The 19,304-nt window shown below is 38.8% G+C and carries 16 protein-coding genes; 7 read left to right on the forward strand and 9 right to left on the reverse strand.

Translation table 11 applies throughout. The annotated features are described in order from the left end of the window. The first annotated feature begins 289 nt into the window (after positions 1-289). The 4 genes from ACTS4L_RS06145 to ACTS4L_RS06160 all read left to right on the forward strand — a co-directional run bounded on the left by ACTS4L_RS06145 (position 290) and on the right by ACTS4L_RS06160 (position 5,176). Positions 290-1,147, forward strand: a complete 858-nt coding sequence (locus ACTS4L_RS06145) for a universal stress protein (protein WP_440615319.1) — start codon at positions 290-292, stop codon at positions 1,145-1,147. Between the two features lie 213 nt (positions 1,148-1,360). Then, a complete protein-coding gene (gene fabD / locus ACTS4L_RS06150; protein ID WP_440615320.1) occupies positions 1,361-2,296 on the forward strand; it encodes an ACP S-malonyltransferase in 936 nt (311 codons plus the stop codon). Positions 2,297-2,557: 261 nt separating this feature from the next. Continuing rightward, a complete protein-coding gene (fabG, locus tag ACTS4L_RS06155) occupies positions 2,558-3,307 on the forward strand; it encodes a 3-oxoacyl-ACP reductase FabG (RefSeq protein WP_440615321.1) in 750 nt (249 codons plus the stop codon). 177 nt (positions 3,308-3,484) lie between these two features. After that, positions 3,485-5,176, forward strand: a complete 1,692-nt coding sequence (locus ACTS4L_RS06160) for a DUF262 domain-containing protein (protein WP_440615322.1) — start codon at positions 3,485-3,487, stop codon at positions 5,174-5,176. 117 nt (positions 5,177-5,293) lie between these two features. On the opposite strand, the gene ACTS4L_RS06165 is transcribed toward ACTS4L_RS06160, so the two are convergent. The 4 genes from ACTS4L_RS06165 to ACTS4L_RS06180 all read right to left on the reverse strand — a co-directional run bounded on the left by ACTS4L_RS06165 (position 5,294) and on the right by ACTS4L_RS06180 (position 10,263). After that, positions 5,294-6,466, reverse strand: coding sequence for a UbiH/UbiF/VisC/COQ6 family ubiquinone biosynthesis hydroxylase (locus ACTS4L_RS06165; RefSeq protein WP_440615323.1), 1,173 nt, complete (start codon positions 6,464-6,466; stop codon positions 5,294-5,296). Continuing rightward, positions 6,463-7,719 carry an FAD-dependent monooxygenase gene (locus tag ACTS4L_RS06170; RefSeq protein ID WP_440615324.1) on the reverse strand — a complete coding sequence of 419 codons (1,257 nt, stop codon included), beginning with the start codon at positions 7,717-7,719 and terminating at the stop codon, positions 6,463-6,465. Before ACTS4L_RS06170 ends, ACTS4L_RS06165 begins: the two co-directional genes overlap by 4 nt. Before the next feature lie 119 nt (positions 7,720-7,838). Further along, positions 7,839-9,284, reverse strand: coding sequence for a S41 family peptidase (locus ACTS4L_RS06175; protein ID WP_440651828.1), 1,446 nt, complete (start codon positions 9,282-9,284; stop codon positions 7,839-7,841). Between the two features lie 190 nt (positions 9,285-9,474). Further along, positions 9,475-10,263 carry a sulfite exporter TauE/SafE family protein gene (locus ACTS4L_RS06180; RefSeq protein WP_440617058.1) on the reverse strand — a complete coding sequence of 263 codons (789 nt, stop codon included), beginning with the start codon at positions 10,261-10,263 and terminating at the stop codon, positions 9,475-9,477. 94 nt (positions 10,264-10,357) lie between these two features. Between ACTS4L_RS06180 and ACTS4L_RS06185 the strand changes: the two genes are divergently transcribed. Then, a complete protein-coding gene (locus ACTS4L_RS06185) occupies positions 10,358-11,230 on the forward strand; it encodes a LysR family transcriptional regulator (RefSeq protein WP_440617059.1) in 873 nt (290 codons plus the stop codon). 14 nt (positions 11,231-11,244) lie between these two features. Here the strand turns inward: ACTS4L_RS06185 and coaD are convergent, their stop codons facing one another. The 4 genes from coaD to hrpA form a co-directional block, all read right to left on the reverse strand. Continuing rightward, positions 11,245-11,733, reverse strand: coding sequence for a pantetheine-phosphate adenylyltransferase (coaD, locus tag ACTS4L_RS06190; RefSeq protein ID WP_440617060.1), 489 nt, complete (start codon positions 11,731-11,733; stop codon positions 11,245-11,247). A gap of 21 nt (positions 11,734-11,754) precedes the next feature. After that, complete coding sequence (gene sufT, locus ACTS4L_RS06195; RefSeq protein WP_440617061.1) at positions 11,755-12,306, reverse strand: putative Fe-S cluster assembly protein SufT; 552 nt, start codon at positions 12,304-12,306, stop codon at positions 11,755-11,757. Next, positions 12,306-12,716 carry a HesB/IscA family protein gene (locus tag ACTS4L_RS06200; protein WP_440617063.1) on the reverse strand — a complete coding sequence of 137 codons (411 nt, stop codon included), beginning with the start codon at positions 12,714-12,716 and terminating at the stop codon, positions 12,306-12,308. The genes sufT and ACTS4L_RS06200 overlap by 1 nt, the downstream gene beginning before the upstream one ends. A gap of 116 nt (positions 12,717-12,832) precedes the next feature. Further along, positions 12,833-16,690: an ATP-dependent RNA helicase HrpA gene (gene hrpA, locus ACTS4L_RS06205; RefSeq protein ID WP_440617065.1), complete on the reverse strand. Its 3,858-nt coding sequence runs from the start codon at positions 16,688-16,690 to the stop codon at positions 12,833-12,835. A 138-nt stretch (positions 16,691-16,828) separates the two neighbouring features. Here hrpA and ACTS4L_RS06210 point away from each other — a divergent pair, with 138 nt between their 5' ends. Together ACTS4L_RS06210 and ACTS4L_RS06215 are read left to right on the forward strand one after the other, a co-directional pair. Further along, positions 16,829-17,146 (forward strand): type II toxin-antitoxin system RelE/ParE family toxin, encoded by a 318-nt coding sequence (locus tag ACTS4L_RS06210; RefSeq protein WP_440617067.1) that lies wholly within the window; start codon positions 16,829-16,831, stop codon positions 17,144-17,146. A gap of 1 nt (position 17,147) precedes the next feature. Further along, on the forward strand, positions 17,148-17,459 hold the full coding sequence (locus ACTS4L_RS06215; RefSeq protein ID WP_151193415.1) for a helix-turn-helix domain-containing protein: 312 nt from the start codon (positions 17,148-17,150) through the stop codon (positions 17,457-17,459). Here ACTS4L_RS06215 and ACTS4L_RS06220 read toward each other — a convergent pair. Next, positions 17,456-19,279, reverse strand: a complete 1,824-nt coding sequence (locus ACTS4L_RS06220; RefSeq protein WP_440617068.1) for an RNB domain-containing ribonuclease — start codon at positions 19,277-19,279, stop codon at positions 17,456-17,458. The genes ACTS4L_RS06215 and ACTS4L_RS06220 overlap by 4 nt on opposite strands. Between the last annotated feature and the right edge of the window lie 25 nt (positions 19,280-19,304).

Consider the following 19,304-nt stretch of genomic DNA (forward strand, 5'->3'; position numbering starts at 1 on the left):
CATCAATAAATTGAATAGCAACAAAAATGAATCACAATAAACGTGCTAGCGGTTAGCAAAAAGTATTGTCATACCCATCGTAAATCATTTTGCGGTGTTTGGTTGCAAAGTAGTTTATGAAGATTTTGGCAAGTTGGATTGCAGGTAATAGTTAGGGTTACTATCAAAATTCAACTTGCCAAAAGCACGCAAAATACAAAGCAAAAAATTCTGTAAAATGGTTTGTGATGGGTATAAACTAAGTCCATGGAACATTTACCCATGGTTAACATTTATAAGGGAGCTCACCATGACATACAAAAAAGCACTTGTTGCCGTTAATATTTATGAAGACACTGAACACGTTATTGCATCAGCTAAAGCGATTGCCCATAAGCTAAAACTCAAGCTTGATGTTATGACCGTTATTGATAATGCCGCTGAGTTTGTGCCTGCGGCAATGGATTTTCAAAAGAGTTTGCAAGAGAATGCCAAGCAAAAGTTACAAGAAATCAAGCCGCAATTTGATGGCATTAATGCCGAATTTCATATTGCTCAAGGCAATCCAAACTATGAAATCACACATTATGCTGAAGAACATGATTGTGATTTAATCATCATTGGCTCACATGCACGTCATGGCTTAAACCTGCTGCTAGGTTCTACAGCCAACAGTGTGTTGCATAAAGCCAAGTGCGATGTTTTAACCGTACGTATTCGTGAGAATAACCCAAATCAAGTCATGAATTATGGCAAGGTTCTACTGGCTACCGATCTTGAGGATGACAGTGCTCAAGTTGCAACTCTCACTAAAGAAATCGCGCATGCTTTTGACTCGTCGGTTTCAACAATTTGTGTTCAAGGTGATCCAACCGTTGTTACCGGCATTTATGGCATCGTACCAGAAGTGCAATCACAACTTGCTGAAGATATGCAACAAAAACTTAATGATTGGTCAAACGAGTATCAATTCAAAGGTCAACGTTATCTCCAAGCAGGTAGTGCCGCAGATGAAATCACTGAAACGGCTAACTCACACGGCTATGGTCTTATCGTCATTGGTAGCCATCAGCGTGGCGCCTTTGGTCGCTTCTTCCTAGGATCGACTGCAAATGCCGTCCTTCATCATGCTAAACAAGATGTACTTGTTACTAAGCTTAAAGCATAATCTTCCACACCTTACTTTCTGATTCTCCTGAATTGCTCAATCGCTTAGATAATTTAGCCTAATCAATCACAAACCTTTTGAAGATTGGCGCAAAATTCACTAGGATAGTGTCATCTTTGATAACCCAATGCTCACATAAACTATTTGATGTTACTTACAGAAAAATAAGTTTGTAATGGGTATATGCAGTATTAGCGAATTAGGAAGATTTATATGACAAAAACAGCAATCGTTTTCCCAGGTCAAGGTTCACAAAAGCTTGGGATGTTAGGTGATTATTACAACCGTTTTAATGAAGTTAAAGAAACCTTTGCTGAAGCCAATGATGCTTTAGGTTTTGACCTTTGGCAAATCACTCAAGAGAATGAAGTCAAACTTAACCAAACAGAATATACACAACCGGCGTTATTAGCTGCAAGCATTGCCATTTGGCGTGTGCTTAACAATCACAGTAATATTACCCCTGAAATACTTGCAGGACACAGTCTTGGTGAGTACTCCGCACTTTGCGCTGCAGGTAGCATTGATTTCGCTGATGCACTACGTTTGGTGCGTGTACGTGGGCAACTGATGCAATCAGCGATTACTGATAAAGCATGCTCTATGAGTGCTATTTTGGCATTAAGCAATGAAGAGGTTATTAAGTGCTGTGATGCAGCAAGATCAGCTGGCATTGTTGAACCTGCTAACTTTAACTCACATGGACAAGTTGTGATCTCCGGTGAGTTAAAAGCTGTTGAAAAAGCCAATGAAATAGCTAAAGAGATGGGGGCAAGACGCGCACAACTGCTTCCTGTTAGCGTGCCTTCACACTGCTCATTAATGAAAGAGGCAGCTGAAAAATTTGCAAAGGCTTTAGATAACATTGCAATCAAAATACCAACCATTGCCGTTATTCATAACTATGACGTTCAATCTCATCATGATATCAATGACATTAAAACAGCATTGGTTAAACAGCTGTACTCGCCTGTTAAATGGACGCAAACCATTGAAAAAATGGCTGAGCTTGACATCAATAATGTTATTGAATGCGGCGCTAATAAGGTATTAACAGGATTAAACAAGCGCATTGTTAAAGAACTTAATTATCAAGATAGCGCAACGATTGAAGCAATGGATAAACTACTTGAGCAAGTTAAAGCATAATAATAAATGACGGCTATGAATATATTAAAGATACTTGGCCAAAACCCCCTTCGACTTACGCTCAGGGAGCGATATATTAACGTCGGCTAAGCGTCCTGTTAAAGACACTTGCTCAGCCCCCTCAACTTACGCTCAGGGGGCGATATACTGACGTCGGCTTAAGCTCAGTCTAGGCCTCTATATAAAGGCACTTGCTCAGAGAGCGGTAAGTAATGTTAAAAAAATATTTGAATATATCAATACAAAATAAAAGGATAAAAAATGAGTTTTGACAATTTTGAAAACAAAGTAGTTTTTGTAACCGGCGCAAGCCGTGGAATTGGTGCTGCTATCGCTAAAGATTTCGCTGAAAAAGGCGCGACTGTGATTGGCACAGCAACCTCTGATGCAGGGGCTGAGAAAATCACTCAAACATTACAAACCTATGGCAAAGGTCACGGCATTAAACTGAATGTGACTGAAGCACAGAGTATTGAGGCAGCTTTCGCTTGGATGAAAGATAACACAGGCTATCCAGATATTATCGTTAATAATGCCGGCATCACTAAAGATAATCTCATGATGCGTTTAAGCGAAGAGGACTGGCTAAGTGTTATTCACACCAACTTAGACTCTGTTTTTAATATTTCCAAGGCAGCAATTCGTCATATGATGAAAAAGCGCTGGGGTCGCATCATTACAATTGGCTCAGTGGTTGGCACATCAGGCAATCCAGGGCAAGCAAACTACTGCGCAAGTAAAGCCGGTGTTATTGGTTTTTCCAAGTCATTGGCGCAAGAAATTGCTTCACGCAATATCACCGTTAATGTGGTCGCACCTGGCTTTATCCAAACAGATATGACCGATAAACTTACTGATGAGCAAAAACAAGCCATTATCACACAAGTCCCCGCACAGACCTTGGGACAACCTCAAGATATCGCGCATGCGGTTACTTTCTTAGCATCGGAAGGTGCGCGTTATATTACAGGCCAAACAATACACGTCAATGGCGGTATGTATATGGCATAGTAATGAATCAAGAATAAGTTGCGTCAGCTAGTACCTCTGCCTTTGCGGGATCGCTCGTGCAGCTTAAGCCACACGGGTGAGGGGAGTAATTGAAGCTCAACTTATTTTTGAATTATTACATAATGAAAGCGCAACTTATCATTGTGTAAAAAATGTGTATTTGCTGAGGTAATATGTATGAGTAATTTTATGATTATGGAACCAACAAACCAAAGCTTTCAAGAGTTAATTGGTAATGGAACAAGCTATATTGTGCCAAGATTTCAAAGGGATTATGCCTGGGGGCCGCAACAATGGGAAGATTTATGGTCTGATATAGAATCTTTGCAGCAAGAAAAATACCATTATATGGGGTATATTGTTTTACAAAAAAAAGGTGATCACGAATATGAAATTATTGATGGTCAGCAACGACTCGTCACTATTTCATTACTCGTTTTAGCAGCAATGCGTCAAATTAAAAACCTAACGGAAAGTGGCATAGATGTTGATGCAAATAATGAGCGCTTAGAGGTATTAAGAAATCAATTTATAGGTTATAAGAATCCTGTTTCTTTAAGAATTAGTAATAAGCTTTACTTAAATCGAAATAATGGGCAGTTTTATCGCTCGATAAGTAATGATTTAAGTGCACAAAACCGTAGAGGGCAAACACATACAAATAAGCTTTTGCTCAATGCGTTTAATTTTTTCCTTGATAAAAAAACTGGCAACTCAGGAGAAGAGATAGCCCAGTTCATTGAAGAATTAACATCAGGAATGATTTTTACAAAAATTGCTGTTAAAGATGAGCTAAATGCTTATAAAGTCTTTGAGACTCTGAATGCCAGAGGCGTTCAATTATCAACTCCTGACCTGCTTAAAAACTACATTTTTTCAGTTATTACACGTAATGATGATGTTGATAATACCGAGCTTAATGAACTTGATGAACAATGGTCAGGCATAGTTCATGAACTTGGCGAGAGTTATTTTAGTGATTTTGTGCGATATCATCATAACATGCAGAATAAACTTGTTACAAAAAATAATTTATTTTCTGCAGTTAGAAAAATAGCCAACACACCTGAGAATGCCTATAAATATTTAGCCTCATTAACTAAATATGCTCCGATATATTCCTCATTACTTAAACCATATGAAGAATGGTGGAATAATGAAATTTCATCACAAGATATTAAAGAATTAAGAAAGTATCTAGAGGGTTTCTCACTATTTGGGATTAAGCAGCCTTTTACTATTCTTATGGCTGGTTATCATAATTTTGATCATAGTGAATTTATTAAGTTAGCAAAATATATTTACATTCTATCTATTCGCTATAATGTTACATGCAATTTATCACCAAATGAACAAGAGAAGCAATATAATCAAATTGCCATAAAAATATCTTCAAAAGAATACAAAAGAGCTAGTCATGTTAAAAATAGCTTAGAGTTTAAAAAGTTATATCCATCAGATGAGGAGTTTATTCGTGGCTTTGAGTATAAAAAAATGCCAAGCAGACGATCCTCCAAAAAAATAAAATTCTTACTTTCTGAAATAGAGGCATATCTAAGTAACAATATAAACTATGCTAATACGGTTTTAGAGCATATATGCCCTTATAACCCTGATCAATACTGGAATGAACATTTTGGTGATAATGTTGGTGACATACAAGATAGACTTGGGAATATGGTTTTACTTAATAAAGATGAGTTAGGTCGTAGCGAGTTTAATATAAAAAAAGACCATTATAAAAACTCTACCTTTCAATTGGCTAATAAAGTTTCGGAGTATATTGACTGGAATATAACCAATTTAAATGCTTATCAAAGTTGGTTAGCTCAACAAGCTTCTAAAACTTGGTGTATTGACTTGCAATAAAGATTCTTGACTAAGACTAAATATTCACCCACAAGTACTCACCGTATCCTGAGCATAAGTCGAAGCGATGCACTAAACAGCAGTCGAAGTGGGTGAGCTTGAGAAAATCACACTTCATTAAAGCCCTGTTGCATTCTCAATAAAAAACCGTTTTAATATCTTACTGTTATTTACCGCATTCATACCCAAAGCTCTTAACGGTTTAATCAACGGGTGGTCATTACAAAAAAGCTGTTTTAATCCTTGCATTGCATGAATCATCAACTGATTATCAAATTGACGCTTACGCGCATATTTTGCCAACGTACTGATATCCGCAATATTGCGTCGCAGATGGCTTGCTTCAGTTAATATCTCAACCAACGCGCGGACATCAGCAAAGCCTAAGTTAATGCCCTGTCCCGCTAACGGATGAATCGTATGTGCGGCATCAGCAATCAGCACCACGCCGTGCTTATAGTAACTATCGACATGGCGTTCGATCAATTCAAAGCTCATACGCTGACTTTGCAATTGCAGCTCACCTAATTTGCCTTCAGCAGTAATGCTAAGATATTCATTAAAGGTCTTATCATCCATTTCGTTAAACTTTGTAAGCTCATCACTGGCGACTGAAAAAACAATAGAACATAAATAAGGGTCACAAAGCGGCAAAAGTGCTAACACACCTTTTTTCAAAAAGCGCTGATAAGCGATATTTTGATGCGGCTTTGTCGTCTTAACATTGGCAACAATGGCATGTTGCTGATAGGGTTTAACGGTACAATCAAAGTCATATTGCTGACGAATAAACGAATTCGCGCCATCAGCGCCAACGATCAGTGCAGCCTCAAGCGCTTTGCCATTATCAAGTGTTATTGCAGTATGCGACACATGAGAAGTCAGCGTTGTAATTTTTGAATGCTCAAAAATAGCAACATCTGACTTCATGAGCGCTTGATATAATTGCGCAACGATTAAATCATTCTCAACAATTGCACCTAGACTCTGTAGCGAACACTCTTCGGCTTTGAGATTTAACTGCGCACTTGAGTTTTGATCCCAAACATCCATAGCAACATAGTTATTGATACGCCTATTAGCGATGCTATGCCAGACACCAAGCTCATTTAATAAATCTTGGGATGCCGCATTAATTGCACTGACGCGCTTTGGTACTGCTGCCTCATCAAATGACTTTACAATGTGTCCTACTTCAACCACAGCGACTTTAAAGCCGTTTTGCACCAAGCCTAAACTTAAAGACAAACCAGCCATGCCACCACCGACAACCATTACATCATATTTCATAAGATACTCTTTCCATGCTTTGAGTGCATTAAGGTTGAACCATGATTATATTTGCCCATCATTAACTTACTAAAGGCTTTCTTCAAATGCTGATCTCGCTCTAAGCAATGAAGCGCAAACCCTCTGGCAAATTTAACCGGTAGTGCATCTTGCCTAAACACATTAATCATAGAATGTGTCAACAACGCTGTGCGTTTATGATCAAACACTCTGACCTCTTGATATTTAGCTAATGTATCAGCAATATTTTGAGCTGTGAGTGTTGCGTCATCACTGGCAAGCAAATCATACATTATACCAATATCACGAACGCTAAGATTTAACCCCTGCCCTGAAATCGGATGCAAGAAATGTGAGGCATTACCAAATAACAATACATTTTTGCGATAAAGCGTTTGTGCGCGAATAAGAGACAAAGGAAAACTTTTAAGCTCGCTCACATCGACAAAACGCCCTAAGCGATAACCAACAAGGCGTTGAATTTCTTTTAAAACAGTTTGCTTTGACTGTGCCATCCAGTAATCAACTCTATCATGATCAACGCTCCATACACACGCCATTTGTCGATCATTGACAGGTAAGAGTGCCAAGACACCATTATTAATAAAACGTTCATAAGCGATATTGTTATGAGCTCTTTGCAGATCAAGATCAAATACTAATGCACTTTGCTGATAGTCATGTTTGCGCGCCAAAATGCCGGCTTTTTCACGCAGTTTGGACTGTGCACCATCCGCGGCAATAATTAAATCTGCCGTTATCTTTGAGGTGTTGACACCTTTTTCAATCACTAAACTAAAACGATCATCTTGCTCTAATAAATCAAGTACCTGACAGTCTTGGTAAAGTGTTATATGGCTTTGACGCATAAGCGCTTGATACAAAGCTGACAATAAATGCCTCATCTTAACAACAATGCCCAAAAACGCTAAGCCTTCATCTTTAGCATAAAGGTTAGTCTGCGCATATTGCCCCTTATCGGATACATGAACCTGCTTGATATATTCAACATCGGCTTTTATATTCTGCCAAATACCTAAGGTTTCTAAAACACAAACTGAGCTATACGACAAGGCCACCGATCTGTTATCACTTTTACTTAGCTCAGCACTGGCTAGCTTTTCAATGAGTGTGATTTGCTTACCTAACTTTGCTAAGCTCAATGCCATCAACATGCCGACAGCACCACCACCAATGATCACGATATCATGATGACTCTCATCCAGATTGTTCTTTTTATTATCTTTAATCATTTTCAATAGTCATTGTATCTGTGCTCTCACAAGCGCAGATAATTTACCCTGAAGATAGTTTAACGATAGTTGTTAGACTTTAGAATGGCTGATAGACATTATTCTGTAGATTCTTTCTTTTATGCATTCGCTAATGCACTATTTGACGGCATTTTATTCATTGCATTTAAAACTTTCAATATACTAATAGCTTGCGCTAGCTGCTTATCTTTATGCAGTAAACTTTGTGCGTTTTTATAGTCCTTCTTATAGTTTGCCAGTGCTTCTTTTGTTGCTTTATCCTTTTGAATATCATTATTTGAAACAATGGCATGCTCGAAACTACTTTCATCAAAAACTAACTCTAGCGCATTGCTATCACCTTTATCATCTTTGCTATTATCTGCCAATAAATCAATTTCTTCTTCCTCAATAATCACATCAGGAATCACCCCTCTTGATTGAATCGCAATCCCATTAGGTGTGTAGTATCGTGCCGTTGTTAACTTAACGGCATTGGTTTCTGAAATAGGGATAACCGTTTGCACAGAGCCTTTTCCAAATGTTTTAACCCCGACAATGACTGCTCTTTGGTGATCCTGCAGCGCTCCGGCGACAATTTCAGATGCTGAGGCAGAGCCCATATTCACCAATACCACCATCGGTAAGCCATGGATATAATCATTACTCACAGCATAACTTGTAATCGACTCCAATGGATTGCGAGATTTGGTAAAAACAATTTTTTTGGGATTTGCAGGTGTCACTTGTAAAAAAGTATCACTAACAGCTACTGCGGCATCCAAGAGGCCACCAGGGTTATTACGTAAATCCAACACATAACCTTTTAAATGCGCATTTTCCTTAACCAGTTTATCAATATTTTTTTTCAACTCCTCGGCAGTGTTACCTTGAAACTGACTAATTCTTAAATAACCATAGTCTTCTGCCACAATCTCAGACTTAACTGAGTCTAGCTTGATATTTTCACGTATTAATGACAATTTAATTGGCTTGGGGGCTTTAGGTCGCAACAAGGTGATGGAGACTTCAGTTCCTGGTTGTCCACGCATTTTTTTCACGGCTTCATCCAAGGTTAAACCGGCAACGCTGGTATCATTGATTTTAATAATATAATCACCCGCTTTGACGCCTGCGCGCTGTGCTGGTGTGTCATCAATCGGTGAGATGACCTTGATGCGTTCATTTTCAGCGCTCACATGCATGCCAAGACCAGCAAACTCGCCATGCACTGACATTTGCAAATCTTCAAAATCATCATCATCCAAAAATCGTGAGTGCGGATCCAACGACTGCAACATGCCATCAATCGCCCCTTCAAGAATCTCCTCATCAGTTAATTCATCAACATAAGCTTGTTTTACCAAACCAATGCTACGTGATAACTTATCAATATGTTTTTGTGTTTCTCGACTTTGTCCGATTTGATTGACTTGATTGACTTGATTGACTTGATTGACTTGATTGACTTGATTGACTTGATTGACTTGATCCCCTTGAGAAAATACTGGCATACAAAGAAAACCAAACAATGATATATAGAGTGTCAAATTTATTTTTTTCATAGCCTGTACCTCTACTTTAGCTGATAAGAAGACATCCATTTACGCTGTGTCCTGTTGAGCTTAAGTGTAGAAAGTATTTACATATTTTCAAATAAAGATTCAATATTGGTGTCATTAACTCGTGAATCATTTTGCAGTGCCTCACTGTAAAGTAGTTTGTGAAGGCTTTAAGACACTTGATCCTTGAATATCACAACATATCAATAATCACATAGATTAAAATAAGCCTGAATAACCATAAGGATATGACTTCAGGACATTTTTTAACGATGCGAATACCAATAGGCGTGCCGATAACTGAACCAACCAATAATCCACAAAAGGCAGGTACGTATAAATACCCTAGGCTATACGCAGGGATGCCCATAACATGGTAGCTGGATACTAGCATGGTAATCGTAGCGATTAAACCCGTTGGAAAAGCAGTTGCTGCCGCCATTGCTGCACAATTCTTCATTGGATAGTGATAATGTTTCATATACGGATTAACAATGCTTGAACCACCAATACCAACAATACTAGATAGTAACCCCGTTGTGCCACCCAGAAAAATACATGAACCTTTAGATGGCATCACAATATCTTCACTTACTTGTGCTTTCTTCAAACGGAATGTCTTAATGAGGCTTACTAATAGCACTACTGCAAATAAAACTTCAATGCCTCTTGCTGGCATAAACTCACTAATGATAGTACCTAAAATTGCACCAATAAAGATCATTGGCAGCGCATTTTTGAGAATTGTCAGCACTAAATGCCCATGTTTATAATGTTTGTAAGCATTATAAAGTGCATTGATCATAATAAATGCCAATGATGTCGAAACTGCTAAATGAATAGCGATCACATTTGACATTCCTTGATATTTACAGACGACTAACATCAGTGGAATGATGATAGCGCCACCACCTGCGCCTACCCATGCAGATAAAATACCCGTGACAATGCCTGCCACTAAATAAATCATTAATACAATCATCAAACCAACCTTTAGCAAAAATTTATTATGTCGTTATTCTAACAAGCGCTACACTATAGATAAAATGAATTAAATAAATGGAAATCATTCAAATATGGAATCAATGAAGAATATCCGCGCCTTTTTAGCCGTTGCTGAAACCCAATCATTTACTGCAGCGGCTGATAAGTTATTTTTAACACAACCAACGATTACTAAGCGCATCTCACAATTGGAATCACAGTTGAATAATCAACTATTTCATCGCACTGGATCTTTGGTTCAGCTCACTACCGCAGGCAAAGCCCTTATCCCTGACGCTCATCATTTAATCCAAGTCTGGAGTAGCCTTGAGCATAAAATGCAACTTTTCCAAGACGATGTTATCGGTGATTTAACCATTAGCTGCAATTATCATATGGGGCTCCATTTTTTGCCCAAAATACTTAAAATATTTACATCTAAATACCCCAAAGTAAATATAAAACTCGACTCCACCTACTCATTACCAATCATTGAAAAGGTCAGCGCGCTTAAAGCCGAAATTGGTTTAATCACCATGAAAGAAAATATGCCTGAAAATATTGATTGCCATCTCCTGCAACAAAGCCGTGTTATTGCTGTTATTGCCAAAAATCATCCATTTTGGCAACAAAATGGCGATATTGTAGAGCGCTTAAATGAAATTCCTGTGCTCTCTCCAGCACCTGAGAATAGACATCATACGGTTTTGCATATCCTATTGGATAAACATAAAATCCACTCACCAGAGCTTAGTAACATTAATATGTTGGAAATCATTAAAAGACTGGTTGAATCAGGCTTTGGCTGGTCAATTATTACTGAGGACATGATGTCAGATAAACTTAAAAAATTACCACTTATCGATACACCTATCTATATTAATAGTGCTTGTATCTACCACAAAAAGGTCGAGTTATCGCGCGCAGCTAAAGCCTTTCTTGAAATATGTCAAAAGGTTTCTTAAACCAAGCTCCCAATTTAGTTATGGCGACTTCTTTTTTCCGACAATGCGTCTAACACCACTGGGTGTACATAGTCAGCCACACGATGAGGATCAATTTTGGAAACTTGACGAAGCATCGTTGATGATAAACACGTATATTTTTCATCAGGTGTTAAAAAGATCGTTTCAAATTTTTTATTTAAATGGCGATTAATATTTGCCATTTGAAACTCATAATCAAAATCAGAGACCGCGCGCAATCCGCGAATGACGGCATTAGCACCCACTTCATCAATAAAGTCAGCAATCAATCCTTGCAAGCGCACAACGCGCACATTAGGCATGTCAGACAAAACTTCAGAGGTAATTTTAAAGCGCTCTTGTTCAGTAAAAAGTGTTGATTTGCCATTACCGGTGGAAATAGCAACAATCACTTCATCAAATAAAGATCTCGCGCGTTTAATTAAATCTATATGCCCTAAACTAATAGGATCAAATGTCCCAGGATATACTACCTTTATCATGGCTTACGTCCTTTACTAAACCTAAAAAAGTCCAAGCTCAAGCTTTGCTTCTTCCGTCATCATTTCAGAATTCCATGGCGGATCAAACACCAATACCACATCAGCCTTTTCAACATTGGCAAATTGTTTAAGCTTATCTTCAACATCCTGCACCAACACAGGCCCCATACCGCATCCTGGAGCAGTTAATGTCATTTGCACACCAATGTGATAATTGCCACTGTCCAAACGCGTGGTTGAAATATCATAGATCAGACCTAAATCAACAATGTTTACAGGGATCTCAGGATCATAAACAGTGCGTAGCTGATCCCATAGAAGATCAAGATTCACTTCATCACCCGCTTGAATATTGGCCTTATCACTTGGTAAAAGCACTACTTCACGATTAATCGCATCGGCATCTTTGCCATCAAGATAAACCAGATTACCCATCACATTTAACGTGAAGCTTGCACCCATTGCTTGCGTTACAAGCACTTCTTGCCCTGGTAGCAAAGTCATTTTCTCACCATAGGGAACTGTCGTCACTTCAACTTCACGACGTAAAATAGCAACATCAGACATTTTCATTACTCTTTTAACCCTTCTTGTTGCACGGTGAAACTCTCACCACAACCACAACGCGCTGACTCATTGGGATTATTATAAACCAGTTGTGATAAACCTAATTCTCTTTTGACGTGATCTATTTCAAGACCATTGACATATTGCAACGCCTTAGGATCTACAAAAAACAAAACACCTTCTTCATCGATCTTAATAAAGCCTTCAGGGATTTCCTTAACCGGCTCAACAACATATGCTAAGCCTGAACAGCCTGTTGTAGTAATACCAATCTTGATGGCAAGCGATTGGGTTTTTGCCAAATGGTTCCTAAAATGCGCTAAAGCCGCTTGAGTGAAAGTCACTGGCTGCTCAGCTTTCGGGTCAAATTTCTCTATCATCGTTAATCTATCTTCATCTTCACTTGTAAATAGCACCGCTATGGTATCATTTAACAACAACTTTTTCTAAGGTTTTAAGCATCTGCAATTTATCAAGCGATAATTCTTGGTTAGATCAATATCACATTAATAGCTTTATTAAATTGCTATCGTCATAACGCTTGAATCCTTTTTTTCAATCGCGTTGTTGACACCGTTTCAATGGTTTTAATATCTTGACTATACCATGAGATCCATAGCTCATACATCAACCAACGGATTTCATCAATTTCAACGGCATTAATCACACCTTTTTGCTGCATTTTTTGTTTAAGCAAATGTGTTAATTCCTCTTGCTCAATTTGATATTGGCGGTCTTGCTTTGTCGCTCTTGGCGCCTTATCCAATCGATTGCTTAGCGCTTGTAGATATAATGGGATTCGTTTTAACCAATGATAAGGCGTTTTAATAATAAAGCCTTTATAGACCAGACCATCAACAATAGTACGTACCTCTTGGTAAAGTGCTAATAAATCAAAAGGCAGCTTCTTGCGATTAAGTAATTTATGTAAGCTTTGATAACTCAACATCAAGATCTCCATATCACTACATAGATTTTCAATCGTCGATACTAACTGACCTCTTCCTAAATCATACATCGCATTAAACTGCCCGCGCGAACGCACGACAGGTTTCTCTTCAATTGCAAAGGCAATATCATAAGCTTTGGCAATTAGCTCATCTTGCCATTTCGTCTCTTTGATCAAACTAAATAATAAATGTAAGTTCTTTTTATGCGCGATGCGTTCAACCAACGTGCGATTGATATGTGAACAAGCAAGCATCAATAGCTTACGGGTTGCAAGCCTTGTTGCGATTTCGGCTTCCAGCAGGGTTGATTTTTGCGTTAGTACCACACCATCATCACGTGTCTCAATACAAGGATAAACGCTCAACTTAATGCCGTGTTCAGTCACATCACGCGTTAATGCGATATCACCAAACTCCCACGTTTGATAAAGTGTAGTATTGTGCTTTCTAGCAACTGCCACCTGTGGGCGCTCTACACCACGCAACGTTTCACGAATGTTACTTAAATCACGCCCTTCAGCCAATATTTTATTTTGTGGGTCAACCACACGGTAGTTCATATGTAAATGCGCCTCAATTGCCGCATCCTGCCAAACACTTGAGTCAAATGAAATACCGGTAATACGTACCAATTGACGCACCAGAATATCATAGAAATTTGCGCTCAAATCAATATCAATCGCTTCAATGACGGCTTGTGCATAATGCGGTACTGGCACACAGGCTTTACGAATATTCTTAGGTAGTGCGCGCATCAAAGCAATAATTTTTTCCTCGAGCAACCCTGGCACAAGCCAGTCACATTGATTAGCATCGATTTGATCTAACAGCACTAATGGCACGGTCATCGTTACCCCATCATCTTTTGCCGTTGGATCAAAATGATAACTCAAAGGTAACTGAAACCCACCAAAGTCAAAGAAATCAGGATAGGCGTTGTCTGTCACTGCTTCGGCGTCATGCTGCATTAAGCTTTTTTTATCAAAGATCAACTGCTCACGCCCAAGCTTTGATAAGGATTGATACCATTTTTCAAATACTACACCATTGTTAATATCCGCTGGAATCAATTTATCGTAATAACTAAATAACGTCTCTTCATCAACGACAATGTCGCGTTTACGTGCCTTATGTTCCAAGTCTTCAACTTCTTCTAGAAGGCTCAAGTTCTTTTGAAAAAATTGCGCATTTGTCGCAAACTCACCGTACACCAAAGCATGACGAATAAATAATTCACGTGAGACTTGTGGATCAACGTCACCATATTGCACCTTGCGATTAACCACAATATCCAAACCATATAGCGTAATACGCAAGCTTGCCATCACCGCTTTGCGTTTTTGGCTCCAATGCGGCTCGCTATAATGCTTTTTGGTTAAATGCTCAGCAATAGACTCTAACCAAGCAGGATCAATTTTAGCGATCATTCGCGCATAGAGTTTCGTCGTTTCGGTAATTTCAGCGGCACACAACCATTTCGGCGTGCGTTTGAATTGCGATGATCCAGGAAATATATAAAACTTCATGCCGCGAGCACCTAAGTATTCCTTAAGCTCATAATTAAAGCCAATATAACCTAGCAATCCAGATAATAACGCTTGATGAACATGTGCATAGCTTGATTCGCTTTCTGAGATTGTCCACTTAAAAGTCTTCGCCAGATTCAACAGTTGAAAATAAACCTCACGCCATTCACGCATCCGCAAAGGAGATAAGAAGTTCTTTTTGCAATACTCACGTGTTAAGCGATGAGATAAACTTTTAGTTTCATTATGAAAGCGTTGCCATAGATTAACCACTCCCAAGAAATCGGAATCCTGATGATGATCTTGTTTATGCATTTCATCTGATTTTTGTTGAAATTGCATTGGTCGCTCGCGCGGATCTTGAATGCTTAAAAAACTGACAATAATCAATATCTCACGCAAAACACCCAGTTTAGCACCACTGACGAGCATTCGCGCCAAACGCGGATCTAATGGAAACTTGGCAATTTGTCGCCCAATTGGCGTGATTTGCAGATGATGTTTTTTGCTGTGCTCAGTCAATGCACCTATCTCATGCAATAGACGATAGCCATCTTTAACCATGCGCGAATCAGGTTTCTCTAAAAACGGAAACTTCTCGATATTGCCAAGCTTTAAGGTTTCCATTTGTAAAATGACTGACGCTAAGTTCGTGCGTAAAATCTCAGGGTCGGTAAATTCTGTACGTGATAGAAAGTCTTCTTCCGAATAAAGGCGAATACAAATCCCATCAGCCACGCGTCCGCAGCGCCCCGCTCGCTGATTAGCACTGGCCTGTGAAACTGGCTCAATCGGCAAATGCTGCACTTTAGTGCGATAACTATAACGACTAATACGCACATCGCCGCTATCAATCACATAGCGAATACCAGGCACCGTTAATGAAGTCTCGGCGACATTGGTTGATAAAATAATGCGTCTGCCAACACCACGCGGATTAAATATCTTATCTTGATCGGCATTGGATAATCGCGCAAATAATGGCAAAATCTCGGTGTACCTTAATTGCGCTTTCCTTAACACCTCTGCCGTTTCATGAATATCACGCTCGGTTGCCAAAAATACCAAAATATCACCTGGTTTTTCATGATATAAACTATTCACAGCACGCAAAATTTGATCCGCTTGCGTTAATTCATCATCAAATTCTAGTGGATCTTGATAACGAATCTCAACGGGATAAGTGCGTCCTGAAACTTCGATAATTGGCGCATTAAAATGCTCGGCAAAACGCGCCTGATCAATCGTCGCTGAAGTAATAATAAGCTTTAAATCGGGACGTTTTTTTAAAATCTGATGAATATGCCCTAATAGAAAATCAATATTTAAACTGCGTTCATGCGCCTCATCAATAATAATGACTTCATATTGTGAGAGATATTTATCTTTTTGAATCTCCGCTAATAAAATGCCATCAGTCATCACTTTGATAAAGGTATTATCATTGGTTTGGTCACTAAAACGAATTTTAAAACCTATGCCTTGTCCTAGTGGCATATTGGTTTCTTCACTTAAGCGATTAGCAATTGAGCGCGCTGCCAGACGCCTTGGTTGCGTGTGACCAACAAGACCTTTAGCACCTAAACCCAAATCAAGGCAAATTTTGGGTAATTGCGTTGATTTACCTGACCCTGTTTCACCGGCAATAATCAACACTTGGTTATCACTAATGGCTTTTTTAATCTCATCAACACGCTGGCTGACCGGTAAATCAGGATAGTTGATTTTTGGCATGTTGGTACGACGTAATGCAACTTTTTCTTTGGATTGATCTGCATCCATTATAAGCTTTTGCCATTTATCATTATCCGTAGTATGCGCTTTGGCAAGCTCGGTGAAACGCATCATTAATCGTGCGCGATCTTGCGTTTGTACGTCATTAATAACGCTTGTTAATGAATCATTGAATCTCATATTCTACGGCATATTATTTTAATTTTTTACACGATAGCGATCATAGCATATTTACACATTCATAAAAACATTGAAAAGTACCAATTTTGGAACTATTATAAGTCACAATTCTTGTGGTTTATTTTTGGTAAATAGTCAATGAATTATAAATACAAGGTTGAACTTGAAGTTGAGGTAATTAAATACCTTAAAGCACTTAGCAAAAGTGAGCTGATAAAAGCCTACAAAGTAATAGACCTGCTACGAATGTTTGGACATGCGCTAAGCTTACCTTATAAAAAAGATATTCAAGGTAACAAGCATTTAAAAGAGTTGAGGACTCCAACGGGTACCAGAATCTACTACTTTTATTTTGATGGCAAAACTTATCGTTGCATATGGGCTGGTAACAAGAAAACACAGACAAAAGATATCGAGAAGGCAAAACGCATTCTTAAAGATTTAATTGGAGGCTAAAATGAGTAAATATGATTTTATTGATTCAGAAACCCTAAAAAAAGAACTCCTTTCAAAAGAAGAAATTTCAGCAATTGAAATAGATACAACCATTGAAAGCCAAGCAATTATTGCCCGTCAAGAGCTTGCTAGTGATGTTATGGAATACAAAAATTCACAAGGTTTGACCCTTGAAGGCTTAGCAGAAAAACTAGGAACTAGCAAATCTCAAGCCAATCGAATTTTAAAGGCAAAAGCATCCTATAGCTTGGAAACCATCTATAGGATTTGTCGTATTATTGGCAAAAAAGAACTTACCCTAAAAATATTTTAAACCCGAAAATAAATATCCTGTGATGCAAGCTTAACATCACTTAACGTCACTGTAATCGTTGCATCTAATTCTGCAGACTCTGCCAATGTTAGCTTCTTGATCAATGACAAACTAGGGATAAACACCGTGACGCGATTGCCTTGCTGTTTCTCGATCACCACCGCCTCACCTTGCCAGTTAGGGTTTTGCATCAAATAGACACATTTCCAGTGATTGTTACTTAAGCTTTCTGCTTGACGCGCGGCTTTAATGCCTGATTCACTTTCACCAATGCGCATGAGAATCTCTTCACCACTAAACAGAGTTTCAGACTTCAAAAACCGTCTTAATTGCTGGTGTACCACCATATCCAAATAGCGCCTTAATGGGCTAGTTGCTTGTACATAGGCATTAAGTCCCATGCCAGCATGTCTATCAGCACTACTTTTGTATTGTCCTTTTTGTAAGCGCCTTCTAACGGCAAACATTTGTGACGTCAATTGAGGTGTTTGCTCTTCTTTGGTTAAATCGTGCTCAGGCTGCGTTGAGAACGGTAACGGGATCTCATGCTGATCAGCAAAGGTGGCAACTGCCACGCCTGCCATAAGCATCGCATCGCGCACGATATTGCGACTTTGTAATGTTGCCAAAGGAATGATATCGACTTTCTTATCACGCAATTTAAGCTTCACCTCTGGAAACTGCAGCTCAACTGCGCCATGGTCTTGACGATAGCTACTAAATTCATTAGAAAAACGCACAAAATCACTAAATGGCGCCTCAGTTAATTTATGCTCGGCTTCTTGGTAGCTTAATCTTGTTACTTTGATAGTTGATAATACAATCTCGATATCTTTAATCTCACCATCAATCAATTTAAAGCCAATGGATAAAGCCGGAGATGTCGGGTGAAGACCAAGTGCCAAGTCTTCGGTAATCTGATGCGGTAGCATCGGAATAACGCCTTCAGGTAAGTAAAGATTGCTCCCTCGAGCGCGTGCTTCTTTATCAATCTCACCATCAACACCCACTAAACTTGCCGGATCAGCAACATGCACCCATAGTTTTTGCGTTGCTTCATCAAAACTTATCGCATCATCTGGATCATGACTGTCTTCATCATCGATGGCATAACTTGCTAAATGGGTTAAATCAACACGTGACTGATATTGCATTTCAGGCAAATCAAAAACAGGCGCTTGTAAAGCGGCACCTAAACGCATGGGATAAGGATTAACAAACTCATCCCAATAGCCAATATCAAGCAGCAATGCATGGGCATTAACGGGTGTCTCTTCCTTGTCAATCAATTTAAAAAAGCGACATCCGGCAGACTGTCCCAAAGCATATGAGGCAAGCTCTTTAACAAAAGGTTCATCTTCTTTGGCATATGTTTTTTGCTTTAAGCGCATGATAAAGTTTTCTAATGCTTGTGCTTTTTGTGCTTTTTCTTGTGCTTGTTTGATAATGCCATCTACCGCCTCAGGCGTATTAACACCAATTTCATCTTCATGTGCGAAGAAATGAAGTCCTTTTTGCACAATCTGCCAAGCACCATAAACTGTAGAGCAATTATACTCACCATATATAAGCTCACTTAACTCACCATAGTTGGTTTTAGTGCCTTGCAACAAACTCCAAGCATCAATGAGCTCACCTTCACCTAAATCAGTATTTAATACCTCAAATTTCTTAAAGCCACCATCGTGCAATAACAACAAATTTTTCTCAGGCAATTTAATGGTTTTTTCATCTTCTAATTGAATTTCAACTTTCTTATCAACAAACCCAATGACTCGCGCTGGGCGACTTTTAAAAATTACTAAACTATCAAGCTGCATTAATACGACTAAACAAAGCTAATGA

This window comes from Cysteiniphilum sp. 19S12-1 (assembly GCF_052030685.1).
In the GTDB taxonomy this organism is placed as follows: domain Bacteria; phylum Pseudomonadota; class Gammaproteobacteria; order Francisellales; family Francisellaceae; genus Caedibacter.

What these genes read in the sequence shown, in the direction of transcription:
- ACTS4L_RS06145 (WP_440615319.1), top strand. Translation starts at nt 290, where the DNA reads ATGACATACAAAAAAGCACTTGTTGCCGTTAATATTTATGAAGACACT.
- fabD (WP_440615320.1), top strand. Translation starts at nt 1,361, where the DNA reads ATGACAAAAACAGCAATCGTTTTCCCAGGTCAAGGTTCACAAAAGCTT.
- fabG (WP_440615321.1), top strand. Translation starts at nt 2,558, where the DNA reads ATGAGTTTTGACAATTTTGAAAACAAAGTAGTTTTTGTAACCGGCGCA.
- ACTS4L_RS06160 (WP_440615322.1), top strand. Translation starts at nt 3,485, where the DNA reads ATGAGTAATTTTATGATTATGGAACCAACAAACCAAAGCTTTCAAGAG.
- ACTS4L_RS06165 (WP_440615323.1), bottom strand. Translation starts at nt 6,466, where the DNA reads ATGAAATATGATGTAATGGTTGTCGGTGGTGGCATGGCTGGTTTGTCT.
- ACTS4L_RS06170 (WP_440615324.1), bottom strand. Translation starts at nt 7,719, where the DNA reads ATGATTAAAGATAATAAAAAGAACAATCTGGATGAGAGTCATCATGAT.
- ACTS4L_RS06175 (WP_440651828.1), bottom strand. Translation starts at nt 9,284, where the DNA reads ATGAAAAAAATAAATTTGACACTCTATATATCATTGTTTGGTTTTCTT.
- ACTS4L_RS06180 (WP_440617058.1), bottom strand. Translation starts at nt 10,263, where the DNA reads ATGATTGTATTAATGATTTATTTAGTGGCAGGCATTGTCACGGGTATT.
- ACTS4L_RS06185 (WP_440617059.1), top strand. Translation starts at nt 10,358, where the DNA reads ATGGAATCAATGAAGAATATCCGCGCCTTTTTAGCCGTTGCTGAAACC.
- coaD (WP_440617060.1), bottom strand. Translation starts at nt 11,733, where the DNA reads ATGATAAAGGTAGTATATCCTGGGACATTTGATCCTATTAGTTTAGGG.
- sufT (WP_440617061.1), bottom strand. Translation starts at nt 12,306, where the DNA reads ATGAAAATGTCTGATGTTGCTATTTTACGTCGTGAAGTTGAAGTGACG.
- hrpA (WP_440617065.1), bottom strand. Translation starts at nt 16,690, where the DNA reads ATGAGATTCAATGATTCATTAACAAGCGTTATTAATGACGTACAAACG.
- ACTS4L_RS06210 (WP_440617067.1), top strand. Translation starts at nt 16,829, where the DNA reads ATGAATTATAAATACAAGGTTGAACTTGAAGTTGAGGTAATTAAATAC.
- ACTS4L_RS06215 (WP_151193415.1), top strand. Translation starts at nt 17,148, where the DNA reads ATGAGTAAATATGATTTTATTGATTCAGAAACCCTAAAAAAAGAACTC.
- ACTS4L_RS06220 (WP_440617068.1), bottom strand. Translation starts at nt 19,279, where the DNA reads ATGCAGCTTGATAGTTTAGTAATTTTTAAAAGTCGCCCAGCGCGAGTC.